This window comes from Nocardioides lianchengensis (assembly GCF_900101465.1).
Classification (GTDB): domain Bacteria; phylum Actinomycetota; class Actinomycetes; order Propionibacteriales; family Nocardioidaceae; genus Nocardioides; species Nocardioides lianchengensis.
Genome location: NZ_FMZM01000006.1, coordinates 119,493 through 135,115, shown reverse-complemented (window position 1 = coordinate 135,115; position 15,623 = coordinate 119,493). Strand labels below are relative to the sequence as shown.

The window sequence follows — 15,623 nt, the reverse complement described above, 5'->3', positions numbered from 1 at the left end:
CACTGGCGACCCTCCCCCGCGCGGGGGAGGATGACGGGGTGCCGGTACCCACTCCCGATCCCCGCGCCCTCGATCTCCTCGCCCCGGCCTCGCACCGGCTGGTCCGCACGGTCGACGCCCTCGACGACACCGGCCTGCGCGCGCCCAGCGGCCTGCCCGGATGGTCCCGCGCCCACGTCGTCGCCCACCTCGCGCTGAACGCCGAGGGGCTCGCCGGCGCGCTCGGCGGGCTGGCGGCGGGCGAGCGGGTGCCGATGTACGTCTCCGACGAGGCGCGTGACTCCGACATCGACACCCTCGCCTCGGCGGGTCCCGCCACACTGCGCGATCGGCTCCTCGGCTCGATCACCCGGTTCGCCGACGCCGCCACCTCGGTGCCGGACGACGCGTGGCCCACCCGGATCGAGCGGACACCCGGCGGCCGGTCCTTCGCGGCGGCCGCCGCGCTCGACATGCGCCTGCGGGAGGTGGAGATCCACCACGCGGACCTCGACTCGTCGTACTCCTGGGCCGACTGGCCGGACGCCTTCGCGGTGCTGCTGCTCGAGTCGGTGGCGGGCCGCCGGGACGAGGGGATGGACCTCGTCGCGGTCGCGTCCGATCTTGACCGGTCGTGGACGATCGGGGACGGTGGGCCGGCGGTGACCGGACCCGCCGCGACCCTGGGCTGGTGGCTCACGGGGCGGGGGGACGGCGCCGGACTGAGGAGCGAGGGCGGCACGCTGCCCCGGATTGGAGCATGGTGACCTACACCGGAGAGGTGACGCCCGGAGGCGCACCCGACACCCGTGAGCTGGCCGCGCTGACCATCACCAAGGTCGCCGTCGACGAGCAGATGTCGAACAACTGCTACCTGCTGCGGTGCACCCGCTCCGGCGAGCAGGTGCTCGTCGACGCCGCCGCCGAGCCCGACACCCTGCTCCCGCTGGTCGGCGAGTCCGGCCTGACGACCGTGATCACCACCCACCAGCACTGGGACCACCACCGCGCGCTCGCCGAGGTCGTGAAGGCCACCGGTGCCGACGTCGTGGCGGGCGAGCCGGACGCCGACGCCATCACCTCGCAGACCGGCGTCCCCGTGACGCGCCGCGCCGTCCAGGGCGACACCGTGTCCGTCGGCGACGCCACTCTCGAGGTGATCGCGGTCGCCGGCCACACGCCCGGCTCGATCGTGCTCCTGTACGACGACCCGCAGGGCCACCCGCACCTGTTCACCGGCGACTCGCTCTTCCCGGGCGGAGTCGGCAACACCTTCGGCGACGAGGCCGCGTTCGCCCAGCTCATCGACGAGGTCGAGACCAAGATCTTCCAGCGGCTGCCGGACGAGACCTGGTTCTACCCCGGTCACGGCAACGACTCGACCCTCGGCGACGAGCGCCCCAACCTCGGAGAGTGGCGCACCCGCGGATGGTAGCGGTGAAGGACGCGAAGCGGACTTCACGTTGGTGGTCGAGCGAGGACGCGCCAGCGGACTCGCTGATGGTGGTCGAGCGAGCGCTCTGACTGAGCTTGCGAAGTCAGAAGGCGCGTGTCGAGACCCATCTGTTCCCGCGAACCCATCCGCCCGCGACGCCCGCACCGGTAGTGCCGACTCGACCGCAAACTTCTGCCGACTCGGCCCGCAACTTCTGCCGACTCGGCCCGCAACTTCTGCTGACTCGACCCGCAACTTCTGCTGACTCGGCCCGCAGGACGACCACGGCCCCCGACAACGGGTGCTGTCGGGGGCCGTGGACGCCCGGGAGGTTCTGGGTGGCTCAGGCGGCGAGCTCGCCCGGGTCCCCGGGGGCCTCCGGCCAGGTCGGCAGGTCGGAGAACTGGTCGTAGGGCCAGGAGCCCGGCTCGAAGATGGGGGGCATCTTCGAGGTGATCGGGCCGGCCTCGGCCGTGACGCCCGGCGTCGCGGTGCGTACGGCGACCGCCGCGGGCCGCGACAGCGCGGGGCGGGAGGCGGGGCGGCGAGCGGCCTTCGACTGAGCGGCGGGCAGCCCGTTGATCGCGGCGAACACCTCCAGCTCGCAGAGGTCGGGCAGCGTGCCGTTGCCGAGGTGGAGCAGCAGCTCCTCATGGCTCAGCTCGGCCGCGATGACGACGGCCAGGGTGTGCACGTCGAAGCGCTGGATCCAGCTGAGCATCGTCCACGGCTTCACGCCGAGCGCCTCGGCCCGGTCGATGATCAGGTCGACGTCCGAGCGGTCGAGCTCACGGGAGAGCATCCGGCTGATGTCACCGGTGTTCACCTGCTCGGGGTGCCGGGCGACGTAGCGCAGGCGACGGTCGCGCTCACGTCCGCGAGGGGACGATCCGGGCAGACCGGTGACGAGCGGCACCGCCAGAACAGCGGCGGCGGCGACGAGAAGAAAAATGACCATGACCCCCTCCTTCCAAAACACGGACGACCGTGGCCGGCGGGTGCCGGCCTGTGGGGGGAGCCGTCCGTACTTCGTGGGCAGGTTCTGACCCAGTCAACGGGACCGAAAACCTCGGGGTTAGGGAAACCGTCTGAAATTGTTTTGTGGACTAGACCGCACCGGCCTGTAGGAGTGCTGTTACCAAACTGTGGATTTCGCGGGTGGTACTGGTCCAGACGACCGGATCGGTTGTTGCCGGGACGTGGAGACCACTGTTCCCGGCTCGCCACCCCTATCGGCAGCAACGGACTCAGTTGTAGGTGACCTTCACGGTGTCCGTCACCGGGACCGCCTGGCAGCCCAGCCGGATCCCGTCGGCCAGGTCCTCCTCGTCGAGGACGTCGTTGTGCAGCATCTTCACGTCGCCCTCGAGGAGCCGGATCGCGCAGGCCGAGCACTCCCCCTCGCGGCAGGAGTACGGCGCCTTGACGCCTTTCGACTCGAGGTGGTCGAGCAGCTTGGTGCCGGGCGCCCAGTCGTCGAAGGCGTGGTGCTCCCCGTCCAGCTCGACCTCCAGCCGGACCGGCCCCTGGGGCCGGTCCGCCGCGGGGTCGGCGTCCAGGTCGACTCCGGTGTCGTCGGAGTCGCTCTCGGCGGCCTCGATCTCGTGCTCGGCGACCTCCTGGTCGTGCAGATCCCCGAAGGGATTGCCGCCCAGCGAGATGAACTTCTCCTGGTGCCGGCGCTCACGTGGGAACTCCAGGTCCTTCAGGGCGGCGACGGTGAGCTTCATGAAGGGCGCAGGACCGCAGACGAAGGCGTCGTACGACGGGTAGGCGCTCGCGAAGGCCCGGACCTGCTCCTGGCTGGGCAGCCCCTGGACCGACTCCAGCCAGTGCACGACCAGCAGCCGGTCGGGGTGCTCGGCGGCCAGCTCGGTCAGCTCGCGCGCGAAGATCACCGAGCTCTCGTCGCGGTTGGCGTAGAACAGCACGATCCGCCCGGTGCCCTGCTGGAGGGCGGTGCGGGTGATCGAGACGATCGGCGTGACGCCGGACCCGCCCGCGAAGAGCAGGAGGTCGGCGCTGAGGGAGGCGGGGGTGAAGATGCCGCTCGGCGGCAGCACCCGGATGCTGTCACCCTCGCGCAGGTGGTCGCAGATCCAGTTGGAGGCGTAGCCGTCCGCGGTCCGCTTCACCGTGACCGTCAGCGCTCCGCCGCCGACCGGGCTGCTGGACAGCGAGTAGCAGCGCGCAGCCACCCCGGTCCGGTCGGACGGGACGGCGAGGGTCAGGAACTGGCCCGGCTTGTAGGCGAAGCGCTCCTCGGCGCCGGCGGGGACCTCGAAGGAGATGGAGTGCGCGTCGGCGGTCTCCTCGACCACGTCCACGACCTTCAGCTCGAAGGACTCGTCGGACATCAGCTCAGTAACCGTCCTCGGCTCCGATGGGGATCTGACCGTCTCGTGCGGCAGCCTCGATGCTGGCCAGCATCCGCGGGCAGGCGGGGTGCACGTCGCGACCACCGGAGCGCCGGGCGAGGTCGGGACAGTGCGCCCGGGCCTCGGCGTTCCACTGGACGGACGTGTGGTGCTCGCTGTTCTTCTTCACGCCGACCCGGGCCAGGCAGTCCAGGCAGGCGACCTCGGTCAGCCGGGCCTGGGTGTAGAGGCGCTGGTCCTCGAGGGTGTCGGCGTCGGTCGGGACGAAGGAGGCCATGGGCGCTCAGGTACCCGTCATGACCTGGGGGCTGCCGGCGTCCGCGCCGTCGCCGTCCGGGCCGTGCGGGTCGCCGTCCTCCTCGGCCTTCTTCCGGAGGTTCTCGGCGACCTCGTCCTGCCAGAACTCGTTGGCCTTCGTGGTGTCGACCTCGAACTCGAACCGGTCGGTCATCTCGGGTGCGATGTCGTCCACGTCGACGTAGAACTGCTCGTACCAGCGGCGCAGCTGGTAGACGGGGCCGTCCTCCTCGCACAGGAGCGGGTTCTGGACCGGCACCTTGTTCTTCCAGATGTGCACGTCCTGGAGGAAGCCGCTGCCGAACATCTCGGCGTACTTCTGAGCGATGAAGTTGGCGGTCTTGTCGTCCATGCCCTGCGGCTTCTTGACCACGATGCCGTACTGCAGCAGGAACGAGTCGGGGCCGGTGGGGACGTGGCAGTTGAAGAGCACGACCTCGGTGTTGAAGCCCTTGTAGTCGGTGTCGAGCCAGTTGATCATGTACGACGGCCCGTAGTAGGTGGCCTCCGACTTCAGGAACAGCTCGGCGTCGCCGTACCCGCCGGTCTTGTCGGGGCGGCCCTTGGACTCCATGAACTGGGTCGCGACGTGGCCCTCGAAGACGTTGCGGAAGCTCGTCGGGAACGCGAAGTGCACGTAGTAGAAGTGCGCCATGTCGACGACGTTGTCGATCAGCTCGCGGCAGTGCGAGCCCTCGATGTGCTCGGACTCCCAGACCCAGTCGGTGTACTCGCCCTCGGCGAGGCCGGGCAGCTGCGGCGGCAGGATGTCGTGGTCGGGCGCGGAGCCCTCGACGTCGTGCCAGACCAGCACCTGGTCGTTGCGGATCGCGACCGGGTAGCGCTGGGTGCGGGCGCGCAGCGGGACGCGGCGGGCGTAGGGGATCTGCTTGCACTTGCCGTCGCCGCCCCAGCGCCAGTCGTGGAAGGGGCAGGCGACCTGATCGCCCTTCACCTCGCCCTGGGTCAGGTCGCCGCCCATGTGGCGGCAGTAGCCGTCGAGCACCTGGATCTCGCCCTGCGAGTCCGCCCAGACGACCAGCTTGGTGCCGAACGCGTGGACCGCGTGCGGCTTGCCGTCGCGGAAGGTCTCGGCGAGGCCCAGGCAGTGCCAGCCGCGCGCGAACCGCGCGGGCGGGGTGCCCTGGTCGAGGAACCTGGTGTCGCTCATGCGTGCCTCCTGAGTCCGGCCCGGTCGGGGTCGCTCGTGCCTGTGGACCAAAACGAGAACAGGTTATAGTTTTTGCGGCGGCGGTGCCAGCGCACCCCCGCATCATCGACTGTCACACCTTCTGGCCGGGAGACCGCATGCACCTCGCTCTGGACCCCGAGCACCTCGCCCTCCGCGAGGAGCTGCACGAGTACTTCACCGCCCTGGTGACCCCGGAGGTGCGCGCCGGTCTCGCGTCCGCGACCGGCGAGTTCGGCGAGGCCGGCGTCTACAAGGGGGTGATCCGCCAGCTCGGCACCGACGGCTGGCTCGGCATCGGCTGGCCCGAGGAGTACGGCGGACAGGCGCGCTCGATGGTCGAGCAGCTGATCTTCACCGACGTCGCCGCGGACCACGGCGTCCCGATCCCCTACCTGACGCTGAACACGGTCGGGCCGACGATCATGCGCTACGGCACGGATGAGCAGAAGGAGCTCTTCCTCCCGAAGATCCTCGCCGGCGACCTGCACTTCTCGATCGGCTACTCCGAGCCGGGCTCCGGCACCGACCTGGCCTCGCTGAAGACCAAGGCGGTCCGCGAGGGCGACGAGTTCGTGATCAACGGCCAGAAGATGTGGACCTCGCTCATCCAGTACGCCGACTGGATCTGGCTGGCCTGCCGCACCGACCCCGACCTGCCGCGGCACAAGGGCCTGTCGATGATCCTGGTGCCGGCCGACGCCCCGGGCGTGTCGTACACGCCGGTGCACACCGTCGCCGGCGTCGGGACCAGCGCGACCTACTACGAGGACGTCCGGGTGCCGGTCGGCAACCTGGTGGGCGAGCTCAACGGCGGCTGGTCGCTGATGACCAACCAGCTCAACCACGAGCGGGTCGCGCTCACGTCGTCCGCCCCGCTGACCCAGTCGCTGAAGCTGGTGCGGGCCTGGGCGCAGGAGACCAAGAACCCCGACGGGCAGCGGGTGATCGACTCCGAGTGGGTGCAGATCGCCCTCGGCCGGGCGCACGCCCGGGTCGAGATGCTGACCCAGCTGAACTGGAAGCTGGCCTCCGACGCCGACCACGGCGTCGACCTCTCCCCCGCCGAGGCGTCGGCGACCAAGATCTACGGCTCCGAGCTGGCCACCGAGGTCTACCGGTCGCTGATGGAGGTCGTCGGCCCGAACGCGGGCCTGACCGGCACCTCCGACGGAGCCCTGCTCGCGGGCCGCCTGGAGCGGATGTACCGCTCGTCGCTGGTGATGACCTTCGGCGGCGGCACCAACGAGATCCAGCGCGACATCATCGGCTACGTGGGCCTCGGCCTGCCGGCAGCGAAGCGCTGAGGTCTCGGGTCTCGAGACACCCGTCGCTCGTTCCTCACGACGGGCACTCGACCACCGAAAGCCCGCCTCACACCCGTCCACCGCAAGCGATCTAGGACTGAGCATGGACTTCTCCTTCACCCCCGAGCAGGACGACGCGGCCGAGCTGGCCGCCAAGATCCTGGGCGACCGAGCCACCAACGAGCGGATGCGCGAGGTCGAGAAGGCCGGCAGCCGCTTCGACCGCGAGCTGTGGGCCGAGCTCGGCAGCGCGGGACTGCTGGGCCTCGCCGTCCCCGAGGAGTACGACGGCGCCGGGCTCGGCCTGATCGAGCTGGCCCGGGTGCTGGTCGAGGTCGGTCGCACCGTCGCGCCGGTGCCGCTGGCCGCTCACGGCCCGGCCGCGCTGCTGTTGGCCGAGCACGGCAGCGACGAGCAGCGGCGGGAGTGGCTGCCCGCGGCGGCCTCGGGCCGCCAGGTCCTGACGGCGGCGGTCTCGGAGGAGCGGGCCTTCGCCCCGGCGCGACCGACGACCCTCGCGGCGGCCGACGGGGCGTCGTACCGGGTGACCGGGAGCAAGGCGGTGGTGCCGGCCGGCGCGTACGCCGACCTCTTCCTGGTCCCGGCCGAGACCCCGGCCGGGGTGGGCGTCTTCCTCGTCACGCCCGGCGACGAGGGCGTCACCGTGGTCCCTCAGACCTTCTCCGACGGCGAGGCGGTGGCCCGCCTCGACCTCGACGGCGCCCTCCTCGGCCCGGAGCGGCTGGTCGGCCCGGCCGACGGCAGCGTCGACCGTCGGCTGCGCAACCTGCTGGTGCTGGCCGCCTCGGCCGAGCAGCTCGGGCTCACCGAGGGCGCCCTGAAGCTGACGGCGTCGTACGCGAAGACGCGCGAGCAGTTCGGCCGGCCGATCGCCACCTTCCAGGCGGTGAGCCAGCGCCTCGCCGACGGCTACATCGACACCCTCGGCCAGCGGCTGATGCTGTGGCGCGCGGCCTGGCTGCTCGACCAGGGCCTCCCGGCCGACACCGACGTCGCGATGGCCAAGCTCTGGGCGGCGGACGCCGGTCACCGGGTCGCGCACACGACCGTGCACGTCCACGGCGGGGTCGGCATCGACCTGGACGGGCCCGTGCACCGCTACTTCACCGGCGCCAAGCGCTTCGAGTTCCTGTACGGCGGCGCCACCGAGCAGGCCCTGCTGGTCGGGAAGACGCTCGCCGCCGAGCCCGCGTGACCGTCCGCGACCTGCTGCTGGCGCGCGCCGAGGACGGCTCGGCCGGGCTGCTCGCGGGCGACGACTCGTCGACCTGGGCCGACGTGGTCCGGGCCGCGGCGGTCCGGGCGGCCGTGCTCGACGCGCTGCTGCCGGCCGGCGCCCCGCCGCACGTCGGGCTGCTGCTCGACAACGTGCCGGAGTTCTCGCTGGTCCTCGGCGGCGCGGCCCTCGGCGGCCAGGTCGTGGTCGGGCTGAACACCACCCGGCGCGGCGCGGCGCTGGTCGAGGACGTCCGGCGCTCCGACACCCAGGTCGTGCTCACCGACGCCGCACACGCCGGGCTGCTCGACGGCGTCGACGTCGGCGTCCCCGTCGTACGGCTGGACGGGGCGGAGTGGGCCGGACTTCTGGAGACCCACGCCGACGCCCCGGTGCCGGACGTCGAGGTCGGGGCGGACGACCTGTTCATGCTGATCTTCACCAGCGGCACCTCCGGCAACCCCAAGGCCGTCCGGGTCACGCACGCCAAGGTGGCCGGACCGGGCGAGCTGCTCGCCGGCCGGTTCGGTCTGACCGGCGAGGACGTCGCCTACCTGGCGATGCCGCTGTTCCACTCGAACGCGATCATGGCCGGATGGGCGGTGGCGCTCGCGGCCGGCGCGGCGATGGCGCTCGCCCCCCGGTTCAGCGCGTCCGGCTTCCTCCCCGACGTCCGCAGGTACGGCGCGACGTACGCCAACTACGTCGGCAAGCCGCTCACCTACGTCCTCTCCACCCCCGAGCAGCCGGACGACGCCGAGAACCCACTGCGCCTGGTGTTCGGCAACGAGGCCAACGAGCGCGACATCGACGCGTTCGGGAAGCGGTTCGGGTGCACCGTGGTCGACTCCTACTCGTCGACCGAGAACGCCGTCATCGTCCAGCGGGTGCCCGACATGCCGCCCGGGGCCCTGGGCCGCCCGCTCGAGGGCGTGGCGGTCCTCGACCCCGAGACCATGTCCGAGACCGCCGACGCCGTGTTCGGCCCCTCGGGCGAATTGCTGAACGCGGACGAGGCGACCGGCGAGCTGGTCAACACGACCGGCAGCGGGGCGTTCGCCGGCTACTACCGCGACCCGGACGCCGAGGCCGAGCGGATGCGCGGCGGCATGTACTGGTCGGGCGACCTGGCCTACCGGGACGCCGACGGGTTCGTCTACTTCGCCGGCCGCACGGCCGACTGGCTGCGCGTCGACGGCGAGAACCTCGCGGCCGCCCCGGTCGAGCGGGTGCTGCTGCGCCACCCGGCGGTCGCCGAGGCCGCGGTGTACGCCGTCCCGGACGAGGCCGTGGGCGACCAGGTCGCGGCGGCCCTGGTGCTGCGCGGCGACCTGTCGCCGGCGGACCTCGAGGCACACCTGGCGGGTCAGGCCGACCTGTCCCCGAAGGCCTGGCCCCGGTTCGTCCGGGTGGTCGACACGCTGCCGCGCACGGCCACCAACAAGGTGCTGAAGCGGGAGCTCGCGGGCCTTCCCGGCGGCTTCGACTGGGCGCGCGACCAGCGCGGCTCCGCCTACCGGGACCTGCTTGACCACGTGTGACCGTCGCCATATTTTGACACGCGTCAACTCGTCGGAGATGGGGGAATCGTGGCCGAGAACGTGCAGCAGCTGCTTCGGGGACTGCTCGAGGACGACGGTCCCGCCGTCCGGTACGACGACCGCAGCTGGACCTGGCGCGAGCACCTCGCCGAGGCCTCGTCCGAGGCGTCCGCCCTGCTCGCCACGGTCGACCACGCGCGTCCGGTCCACGTCGGCGCGCTGCTCGGCAACACCCCGGCGATGCTGCGCTCGATGGCCGCGGCCGCGCTGGGCGGCTACGTCCTCGTCGGCATCAACGACACCCGTCGCGGCCCGGCGCTGGCCGCCGACGTGCTGCGGGCCGAGTGCCAGGTGCTGCTCGTCGACGCCGAGCACCTGCCGCTGATCGCCGACCTCGACCTGCCCGGCGTCCAGGTGGTCGAGGCCGACTCCCCGTCGTACGACGCCCTCGTGGCCGGCGCCGCCCCGCTCGTGCCGCTGCGCGAGGTCGAGGCGATGGACACCTTCATGATGATCTTCACCTCGGGCACCAGCGGGGAGCCCAAGGCCGTCCAGGTCGCACACCTGATGGTGCTGTTCGCCGGCCTGACCCTGGTCGACAAGTTCGCGATCACCCGCGACGACCTGGTCTACCTCTCCATGCCGCTCTTCCACTCCAACGCGCTGCTGGCCGGCTGGACGGTGGCGGCCTGCAGCGGGGCGCCGATGGCTCCGGCCCGGTTCAGCGCGACCGGCCTGCTCGACGACGTGCGGCGCTACGGGGCGACGTACCTCAACTACGTCGGCAAGCCGCTCGCCTACGTCCTCGCCACCCCCGAGCACCCCGACGACGCCGACAACCCGCTGCGGGTCGCCTTCGGCAACGAGGCCAGCGAGCGCGACATCGAGGAGTTCGGCCGGCGCTTCGGCTGCACCGTGTGGGACGGCTTCGGCTCCACCGAGAGCGCGATCATCGTGACCCGCGAGCCGGGTACGCCGTCCGGCTCGATCGGCCAGCCCTACGAGGGCGTGGCGGTTTACAACTCCGAGACCGTCGAGGAGTGCCCGCGCGCGGTGTTCGACGAGCACGGCGCGCTGCTCAACGCCGACGACGCGGTCGGCGAGCTGGTCAACACGCAGGGCGCCGGCTACTTCCAGGGCTACTACAACGACGCCTCCGCCAACGAGGAGCGGATGCGGCACGGCATGTACTGGTCGGGCGACCTCGCCTATCGCGACGCCGACGGCTGGGTCTACCTCGCCGGCCGGACCGCCGACTGGATGCGCGTCGACGGCGAGAACCTCGCCGCGGCGCCGATCGAGCGGATCCTGATGCGCCTCGAGGTCATCAGCCGGGTCGCGGTGTACGCCGTCCCGGACGAGCAGGTCGGCGACCAGGTGATGGCCGCGCTCGTGCTGCGCGACACCGCGACCCTCACCCCGGCCGCCCTCGAGACGTTCCTGGCCGAGCAGGCCGACCTCTCCCCCAAGGCCTGGCCGCGCTACGTCCGGGTCGCACCCGACCTGCCGAGCACGGCCACCAACAAGGTGATCAAGCGCGAGCTCGCCGCCCAGGGCCCCACCGCCGGCGACGGCGTGCTCTGGGTCCGTGAAGCGCGCGGCACGTCGTACGCCGTGGCGGAGCCGGCATCCGTCTAGCCCCGCCGACCCGTCATTGGATGACCAGATTCTGCGGCGTGTCGGATCGTGATCGACGGGTCGGCGTCAGCCCTGTCGGGCCTTGAGTCGCGGGTTCTGCTTGTTGATCACGTAGACGCGGCCGCGGCGGCGCACGACCTGCGAGCCCGGCTGGTTCTTCAGCGAGCGCAGCGAGTTGCGTACCTTCATCGTCCCTCCTTCCGGAGCCGTCCGGTGGCGGGGTCGACGAGCCCGCGGTGCACCGCGGCGACCAGGCGTCGGGGCACCCGGTGGCGCTCGCCCGCGTGGTCGACGGTGACCAGGTCGGGTCCGGCCGCCTTCCACTGCGCGCGGCGGTGCCGCGTGTTGCTGCGCGACGTGCGACGCTTGGGGACCGCCATCAGGCCGCCCTCCGCACCGGGCCGAGCCAAGGCTCGAACCCGTCCTCGGCGACCCGCCAGCCACCGCCGGCCGCCGCTTCGTCGGGACCGAGCAGCATCGCCGCGAAGGCGTCGCGCAGGTGGGCCGGCTCCGCCCCGACGCCGGTCAGCACGATCCGGGTGCGTGGCTCGCGGTCGCGCCACGGCCCGCCGGCGCCGATGCTCAGCTGGCCGCCGGCGCCGTCCCAGACCAGCACCTGGTCGGGACGGGTCGGGAGCCAGAAGCTGCCGCGCGAGCGGTGCCGCCCACCGCCGAGGCTCTCCAGGTCCTCCAGGAGGCGCTCGGGATGGAACGGCTGGGGCGAGGTGAGGTCGACCCGCCAGACCCGGCCGGACGCGAGCGGCGGGAGCGGGTCCCGGCGGATCGGGTCGACCCACGCGCGACTGCGGCCGTGCTGGTGGCGGTCGCGGGTCAGGCCCGCGGCCTCGAGGTGCTCGACCCCGGCGACGACGTCGGCGTCCGGGCGGGCCAGCGCCCGCAACAGGGCCTCGCCGGTCGGGTCGGGCTCGCCGCGGGTGACGACGACGTCGGCGTACTCGACCATCGCGCCGTTCACCTCGGCCACTCCGCGCCGGTCGTCGACCGCACTGTGATCGCCCCGCTCGGCGAGCAGGTCGTCACCGACCAGGTCGTCGACCACGCGCTGGCCGTCGACGGCGACGACCACCCCGGACACCCGCAGGTGCCGGGCCAGGCGGGTGTCCCACGAGAGCACCTGGCAAACCTGGGCCGCCTCGGCCCCGACCGGCAGGTGGGCGACGATCGTCGACCACCGCCCCGAGCGGGCCAGCCGCTCCAGCGTGGGGACGACGTCCTCGCGGATCGCGCACGTCACGCACGCGTGCTCCAGCTCGTGGTCGACGCGCTCGACGACGCCCGTCACGTCGCTGACCACCCGCTCCAGCACCCCGCGCTCGACGTCGATGTGGTGCCGTACGGCGACCGCGGCCGGCAGGTCGAACTGCAGCCCGACCATGGTCGCCGCCATCGCGTCGCGGTCCACGCCGGTCAGGAGCACGACCGGGGTCCTCACGAGCCCGCCCCGTAGCGCCGACGGAACTTCTCGACGCGCCCCTCGGTGTCCATGACCCGCCCCCGGCCGGTCCAGAACGGGTGGCTGTCGCTCGAGACGTCGACGTCGACGACCGGGTACGGCGTCCCGTCGACCTCGACGGTCTCCCCGCCGACGCCTCGGCCGGCCAGAGTGGACCTGGTCAGCAGCAGGCTCCCGGTCGAGCGGTCGCGGAACACCACCGGGCCGTACGCCGGGTGGATGCCGTCCTTCATGCGTCCTCCTGTGAATGTGGTTAGAATGAGAATCGTTCTCAGTATGACCCAGAGGAGCAACGATGTCACGTACCTGCCAGGTGACGGGACGGGTGCCGGGGTTCGGCCACCGCGTCTCGCACTCCCACCGCCGCACCAACCGCCGCTTCGACGTCAACGTCCAGCGCAAGCGCTACTGGGTGCCGAGCCTGGGCCGCACGATCACGCTGCGGGTCAGCGCTCGCGGCATCAAGGTGATCGACGCCCGCGGCATCGAGGCGGTCGCCGCCGAGATCCTGCGCCGCGACGGGCGGATCTGATGGCCCGCCGCGGGAGCGACGTACGCCCGATCGTGAAGCTGCGCTCCACCGCCGGCACCGGCTTCACCTACGTCACCAAGAAGAACCGGCGCAACGACCCCGACCGGCTGGAGCTGCGCAAGTACGACCCCCGGGTCCGTCGCCACGTCGCGTTCCGCGAGGAGCGCTGATGGCCAAGCAGAGCAAGATCGCCGCCCAGCGACGGCGCGAGCGGGTCGTCGCCCGGTACGTCGAGCGCCGGGCCGCGCTCAAGGCCACGATCCGGACGGCGCCGCCCGGCTCGACCGAGCAGGCGGTGGCCGTCCGCGCCCTGTCCCGGCTCCCCCGCGACGGCTCGCCCGTGCGGCTGCGCAACCGCGACCAGGTGGACGGTCGTCCGCGCGGCTACCTGCGCAAGACCGGCACCTCGCGGATCCGGTTCCGCGACCTCGCCCACCGCGGCGAGCTCCCCGGCATCAGGAAGTCGAGCTGGTGAGGCGGGTCACCGCCGTCGGGCCCGCGAGCCTTGTAGGTTGGGCGGATGCTCCGACCGACCCAGCGCGGCCCGCGGTGGTGACCGCCCCCCGCCAGCGATCGACCCGGCAGCGCCGGGCGCTGCTGGCCGTCCTCGAGCAGTCCGACGGGTTCCGCAGCGCGCAGGACCTGCACGGCGCCCTCCGTGGCCAGGGCGACGCGGTCGGCCTGGCCACGGTCTACCGCGCCCTGCAGGCGATGGTCGACGCGGGCGAGCTGGACCAGGTGAAGACGGATGCGGGCGAGGCCGTCTACCGGCTCTGCAGCGCCCACCACCACCACCACCACCTGGTCTGCCGCCAGTGCGGGCGGACCGTCGAGGTCGAGGGGCCGGCCGTCGAGCGCTGGGCGACCCAGGTCTCGAGCGAGCACGGCTTCACCGACGTTCGGCACACCCTGGAGCTGTTCGGCACCTGCGCGGACTGCGCCCCGGCTCAGCCGTAGGTGACCGCCGGCGTCCGAATCCGTCGTACGGACTCGGCGGCGAGGACCGCCTGCTCCCCCGCCCGCACGCCCGTGCCGTCCTGCCAGGTGCCGGTGACGGCGACCCAGCGGTCGCGCTCCGGACGGTCGGCACCGTCGACCTGGACCCGCACCACGGCCGCGTCGGCGGCGCAGCAGCCGATGACCATCCGGGTGACGTACCAGACGCCGTCGGGGCCGTGGCTGACGAAGCCGCGCACCTCGACGCTGCGCCCGGCGAGCGTGGCCCCGTCGTCGTCCAGCGCCCGCCAGAGCAGCTCCTCGACCTCGAGGACCGGCGTGCCGCCCTCCGGAAGCGGCGCGAAGCTCGCCACGGGCGAGGCCGGCGGCGCCTCGCCGGCCCGCCGCTCGGCCAGGTACGCACCGAGCGCGGGCGGGCTGACCACGAAGACCACCAGCGCGGGCAGCAGCAGCAGCCAGGTCACCGCCGGCACTCCGTCCGCGTGGTCCTGGTCGGCCTGACCGGCCGAGAGCAGCGGGCGTACGGCGAGCAGCACCAGCAGCACGCCGCTGACCAGGAGCGGCCAGCGCATCCACTCGGTCACGAAGCGGAGGTAGGCCCCCTCCCAGGCCAGGCGCACCAGCACCGCCCCGAGGAACGCGAGCACCAGGCCCTGGGTCGTCGTCCTCACAGCAGCCACCACCCGACGAGCGAGGCGGAGAGCACGGCCGTGCCGATCACGACCGGCACGAACCGGACGGCGAAGGCGCTGCCGAACTGACCGGCCTCCATCGCGGCGAGCTTCACGTCCATCGCCGGCCCGACCACCAGGAAGACCAGCTTGGCGGTGTCCGAGAACGCCGTCAGGCTCGCCGCCACGAAGGCGTCGGACTCCGAGCACAGTGCGACCACGAAGGCCAGCGCGGCGAGGGTGAGCACGCCGACGACCGCCTGGCCGGCGACCGTGTCGACCACCGAGCGCGGGACGAAGGTGTTGACCGCCGCAGCGATCATCGCGCCGAGCACCAGGAACCCCGAGGCGTGCAGGAAGTCGTGCCGGACCGTGGCGACGAACCGGCCCGGTCCGTGCAGGTGCGGCGGGTCCGGACGGCGCCGCAGCGGCAGCCGGTCACCGCGACTCAGGCACCACCAGCCGACCGCGACGGCGGTCAGCAGCGACGCGCCGAAGCGGGCCAGCACCATCTCGGGCTGCCCCGGGAAGGCGACGGCGGTGGAGACCAGGACCGCCGGGTTCACGGCCGGTGCGGCCAGCAGGAAGGTGAGGGCGACCGCCGGCGCCAGCCCGCGCCGGATCAGGCTCCCCGCGACCGGTACGGCGGCGCACTCGCACCCGGGCAGCCCGATCCCGGCCAGCCCGGCCACGGGTACGGCGAGCACCGGGTTGCGCGGCACGATCCGCTGGAGCACCCGCTCGGACAGCAGCACCGAGATGGCCGCGGAGAGGAGGACGCCCCCGAGGAGGAACGGCGTCGACTGCACCACGACCGCCACGAAGATCGTGCACCAGGTGCCGAGCGCCTCGTTGTCGAGCGTGTCGGCCAGCCGCCCCTGCGCGAGCAGGGCGGCCAGCAGCAGCACCCCCACGACCTCCGGCTGGCCGATCGCCCGTCGTCGGGTGTCGGTCGGTGGATCCGCGGTCGTCATCACGCGGCTGATTA

General features: G+C 72.5%; 20 protein-coding genes. 10 read left to right on the top strand and 10 right to left on the bottom strand.

Features of this window, described 5'->3' with window-relative positions:
* Positions 1-38 precede the first annotated feature (38 nt).
* Positions 39-746, top strand: coding sequence for a maleylpyruvate isomerase family mycothiol-dependent enzyme (locus BLT76_RS12360; RefSeq protein ID WP_170867036.1), 708 nt, complete (start codon positions 39-41; stop codon positions 744-746).
* Positions 740-1,414: an MBL fold metallo-hydrolase gene (locus BLT76_RS12355; protein WP_090856081.1), complete on the top strand. Its 675-nt coding sequence runs from the start codon at positions 740-742 to the stop codon at positions 1,412-1,414. Before BLT76_RS12360 ends, BLT76_RS12355 begins: the two co-directional genes overlap by 7 nt.
* 343 nt (positions 1,415-1,757) lie before the next feature.
* Here the strand turns inward: BLT76_RS12355 and BLT76_RS12350 are convergent, their stop codons facing one another.
* From BLT76_RS12350 to BLT76_RS12335, 4 genes are all read right to left on the bottom strand, one after another.
* Entirely contained in the window at positions 1,758-2,372 is a 615-nt protein-coding gene (locus BLT76_RS12350; RefSeq protein WP_139175506.1) for a hypothetical protein, read from the bottom strand.
* 289 nt (positions 2,373-2,661) lie between these two features.
* The gene (locus BLT76_RS12345) at positions 2,662-3,771 is read right to left on the bottom strand and encodes a ferredoxin--NADP reductase (RefSeq protein WP_090856075.1); all 1,110 of its coding nucleotides are present in this window, start codon (positions 3,769-3,771) and stop codon (positions 2,662-2,664) included.
* Between the two features lie 4 nt (positions 3,772-3,775).
* Positions 3,776-4,069 carry a hypothetical protein gene (locus tag BLT76_RS12340; RefSeq protein WP_090856072.1) on the bottom strand — a complete coding sequence of 98 codons (294 nt, stop codon included), beginning with the start codon at positions 4,067-4,069 and terminating at the stop codon, positions 3,776-3,778.
* 6 nt (positions 4,070-4,075) lie between these two features.
* A complete protein-coding gene (locus BLT76_RS12335) occupies positions 4,076-5,260 on the bottom strand; it encodes a 3-ketosteroid-9-alpha-monooxygenase, oxygenase component (RefSeq protein WP_090856069.1) in 1,185 nt (394 codons plus the stop codon).
* 137 nt (positions 5,261-5,397) lie between these two features.
* On the opposite strand from BLT76_RS12335, the gene BLT76_RS12330 reads away from it, so the two are divergent.
* The 4 genes from BLT76_RS12330 to fadD1 all read left to right on the top strand — a co-directional run bounded on the left by BLT76_RS12330 (position 5,398) and on the right by fadD1 (position 11,001).
* Positions 5,398-6,585, top strand: a complete 1,188-nt coding sequence (locus tag BLT76_RS12330) for an acyl-CoA dehydrogenase family protein (protein WP_090856066.1) — start codon at positions 5,398-5,400, stop codon at positions 6,583-6,585.
* Between the two features lie 103 nt (positions 6,586-6,688).
* Positions 6,689-7,801, top strand: a complete 1,113-nt coding sequence (locus tag BLT76_RS12325) for an acyl-CoA dehydrogenase family protein (RefSeq protein ID WP_090856064.1) — start codon at positions 6,689-6,691, stop codon at positions 7,799-7,801.
* The gene (locus BLT76_RS12320) at positions 7,798-9,363 is read left to right on the top strand and encodes an AMP-binding protein (protein ID WP_090856061.1); all 1,566 of its coding nucleotides are present in this window, start codon (positions 7,798-7,800) and stop codon (positions 9,361-9,363) included. The genes BLT76_RS12325 and BLT76_RS12320 overlap by 4 nt, the downstream gene beginning before the upstream one ends.
* A gap of 48 nt (positions 9,364-9,411) precedes the next feature.
* Positions 9,412-11,001, top strand: coding sequence for a fatty-acid--CoA ligase FadD1 (fadD1, locus tag BLT76_RS12315; RefSeq protein ID WP_244509380.1), 1,590 nt, complete (start codon positions 9,412-9,414; stop codon positions 10,999-11,001).
* Positions 11,002-11,067: 66 nt separating this feature from the next.
* On the opposite strand, the gene ykgO is transcribed toward fadD1, so the two are convergent.
* The 4 genes from ykgO to BLT76_RS12295 are packed head-to-tail and all read right to left on the bottom strand — an operon-like array spanning position 11,068 to position 12,708.
* On the bottom strand, positions 11,068-11,190 hold the full coding sequence (gene ykgO, locus BLT76_RS12310) for a type B 50S ribosomal protein L36 (protein ID WP_090856055.1): 123 nt from the start codon (positions 11,188-11,190) through the stop codon (positions 11,068-11,070).
* Positions 11,187-11,381, bottom strand: coding sequence for a 50S ribosomal protein L32 (gene rpmF, locus BLT76_RS12305; protein ID WP_090856052.1), 195 nt, complete (start codon positions 11,379-11,381; stop codon positions 11,187-11,189). Before rpmF ends, ykgO begins: the two co-directional genes overlap by 4 nt.
* Positions 11,381-12,454, bottom strand: coding sequence for a CobW family GTP-binding protein (locus BLT76_RS12300; protein WP_244509379.1), 1,074 nt, complete (start codon positions 12,452-12,454; stop codon positions 11,381-11,383). Before BLT76_RS12300 ends, rpmF begins: the two co-directional genes overlap by 1 nt.
* Positions 12,451-12,708, bottom strand: a complete 258-nt coding sequence (locus tag BLT76_RS12295) for a type B 50S ribosomal protein L31 (protein ID WP_090856049.1) — start codon at positions 12,706-12,708, stop codon at positions 12,451-12,453. Before BLT76_RS12295 ends, BLT76_RS12300 begins: the two co-directional genes overlap by 4 nt.
* A gap of 62 nt (positions 12,709-12,770) precedes the next feature.
* Between BLT76_RS12295 and rpmB the strand changes: the two genes are divergently transcribed.
* From rpmB to BLT76_RS12275, 4 genes are all read left to right on the top strand, one after another.
* Complete coding sequence (rpmB, locus tag BLT76_RS12290) at positions 12,771-13,007, top strand: 50S ribosomal protein L28 (RefSeq protein WP_090856046.1); 237 nt, start codon at positions 12,771-12,773, stop codon at positions 13,005-13,007.
* Positions 13,007-13,177, top strand: coding sequence for a 50S ribosomal protein L33 (gene rpmG / locus BLT76_RS12285; protein ID WP_090856043.1), 171 nt, complete (start codon positions 13,007-13,009; stop codon positions 13,175-13,177). Before rpmB ends, rpmG begins: the two co-directional genes overlap by 1 nt.
* Positions 13,177-13,482 (top strand): 30S ribosomal protein S14, encoded by a 306-nt coding sequence (gene rpsN, locus BLT76_RS12280; protein WP_090856040.1) that lies wholly within the window; start codon positions 13,177-13,179, stop codon positions 13,480-13,482. Before rpmG ends, rpsN begins: the two co-directional genes overlap by 1 nt.
* Before the next feature lie 77 nt (positions 13,483-13,559).
* On the top strand, positions 13,560-13,964 hold the full coding sequence (locus BLT76_RS12275) for a Fur family transcriptional regulator (protein ID WP_170867035.1): 405 nt from the start codon (positions 13,560-13,562) through the stop codon (positions 13,962-13,964).
* On the opposite strand, the gene BLT76_RS12270 is transcribed toward BLT76_RS12275, so the two are convergent.
* The gene (locus tag BLT76_RS12270) at positions 13,955-14,635 is read right to left on the bottom strand and encodes a TIGR03943 family putative permease subunit (RefSeq protein ID WP_090856033.1); all 681 of its coding nucleotides are present in this window, start codon (positions 14,633-14,635) and stop codon (positions 13,955-13,957) included. The two genes, BLT76_RS12275 and BLT76_RS12270, sit on opposite strands and share 10 nt — an antisense overlap.
* On the bottom strand, positions 14,632-15,609 hold the full coding sequence (locus BLT76_RS12265) for a permease (protein ID WP_090856605.1): 978 nt from the start codon (positions 15,607-15,609) through the stop codon (positions 14,632-14,634). The genes BLT76_RS12270 and BLT76_RS12265 overlap by 4 nt, the downstream gene beginning before the upstream one ends.
* Positions 15,610-15,623: the final 14 nt, after the last annotated feature.

Coding starts and splice junctions, on each gene's coding strand:
- BLT76_RS12355 (WP_090856081.1), top strand. CDS start 740: ATGGTGACCTACACCGGAGAGGTGACGCCCGGAGGCGCACCCGACACC.
- BLT76_RS12350 (WP_139175506.1), bottom strand. CDS start 2,372: ATGGTCATTTTTCTTCTCGTCGCCGCCGCCGCTGTTCTGGCGGTGCCG.
- BLT76_RS12345 (WP_090856075.1), bottom strand. CDS start 3,771: ATGTCCGACGAGTCCTTCGAGCTGAAGGTCGTGGACGTGGTCGAGGAG.
- BLT76_RS12340 (WP_090856072.1), bottom strand. CDS start 4,069: ATGGCCTCCTTCGTCCCGACCGACGCCGACACCCTCGAGGACCAGCGC.
- BLT76_RS12335 (WP_090856069.1), bottom strand. CDS start 5,260: ATGAGCGACACCAGGTTCCTCGACCAGGGCACCCCGCCCGCGCGGTTC.
- BLT76_RS12330 (WP_090856066.1), top strand. CDS start 5,398: ATGCACCTCGCTCTGGACCCCGAGCACCTCGCCCTCCGCGAGGAGCTG.
- BLT76_RS12325 (WP_090856064.1), top strand. CDS start 6,689: ATGGACTTCTCCTTCACCCCCGAGCAGGACGACGCGGCCGAGCTGGCC.
- ykgO (WP_090856055.1), bottom strand. CDS start 11,190: ATGAAGGTACGCAACTCGCTGCGCTCGCTGAAGAACCAGCCGGGCTCG.
- rpmF (WP_090856052.1), bottom strand. CDS start 11,381: ATGGCGGTCCCCAAGCGTCGCACGTCGCGCAGCAACACGCGGCACCGC.
- BLT76_RS12295 (WP_090856049.1), bottom strand. CDS start 12,708: ATGAAGGACGGCATCCACCCGGCGTACGGCCCGGTGGTGTTCCGCGAC.
- rpmB (WP_090856046.1), top strand. CDS start 12,771: ATGTCACGTACCTGCCAGGTGACGGGACGGGTGCCGGGGTTCGGCCAC.
- rpmG (WP_090856043.1), top strand. CDS start 13,007: ATGGCCCGCCGCGGGAGCGACGTACGCCCGATCGTGAAGCTGCGCTCC.
- rpsN (WP_090856040.1), top strand. CDS start 13,177: ATGGCCAAGCAGAGCAAGATCGCCGCCCAGCGACGGCGCGAGCGGGTC.
- BLT76_RS12265 (WP_090856605.1), bottom strand. CDS start 15,609: ATGACGACCGCGGATCCACCGACCGACACCCGACGACGGGCGATCGGC.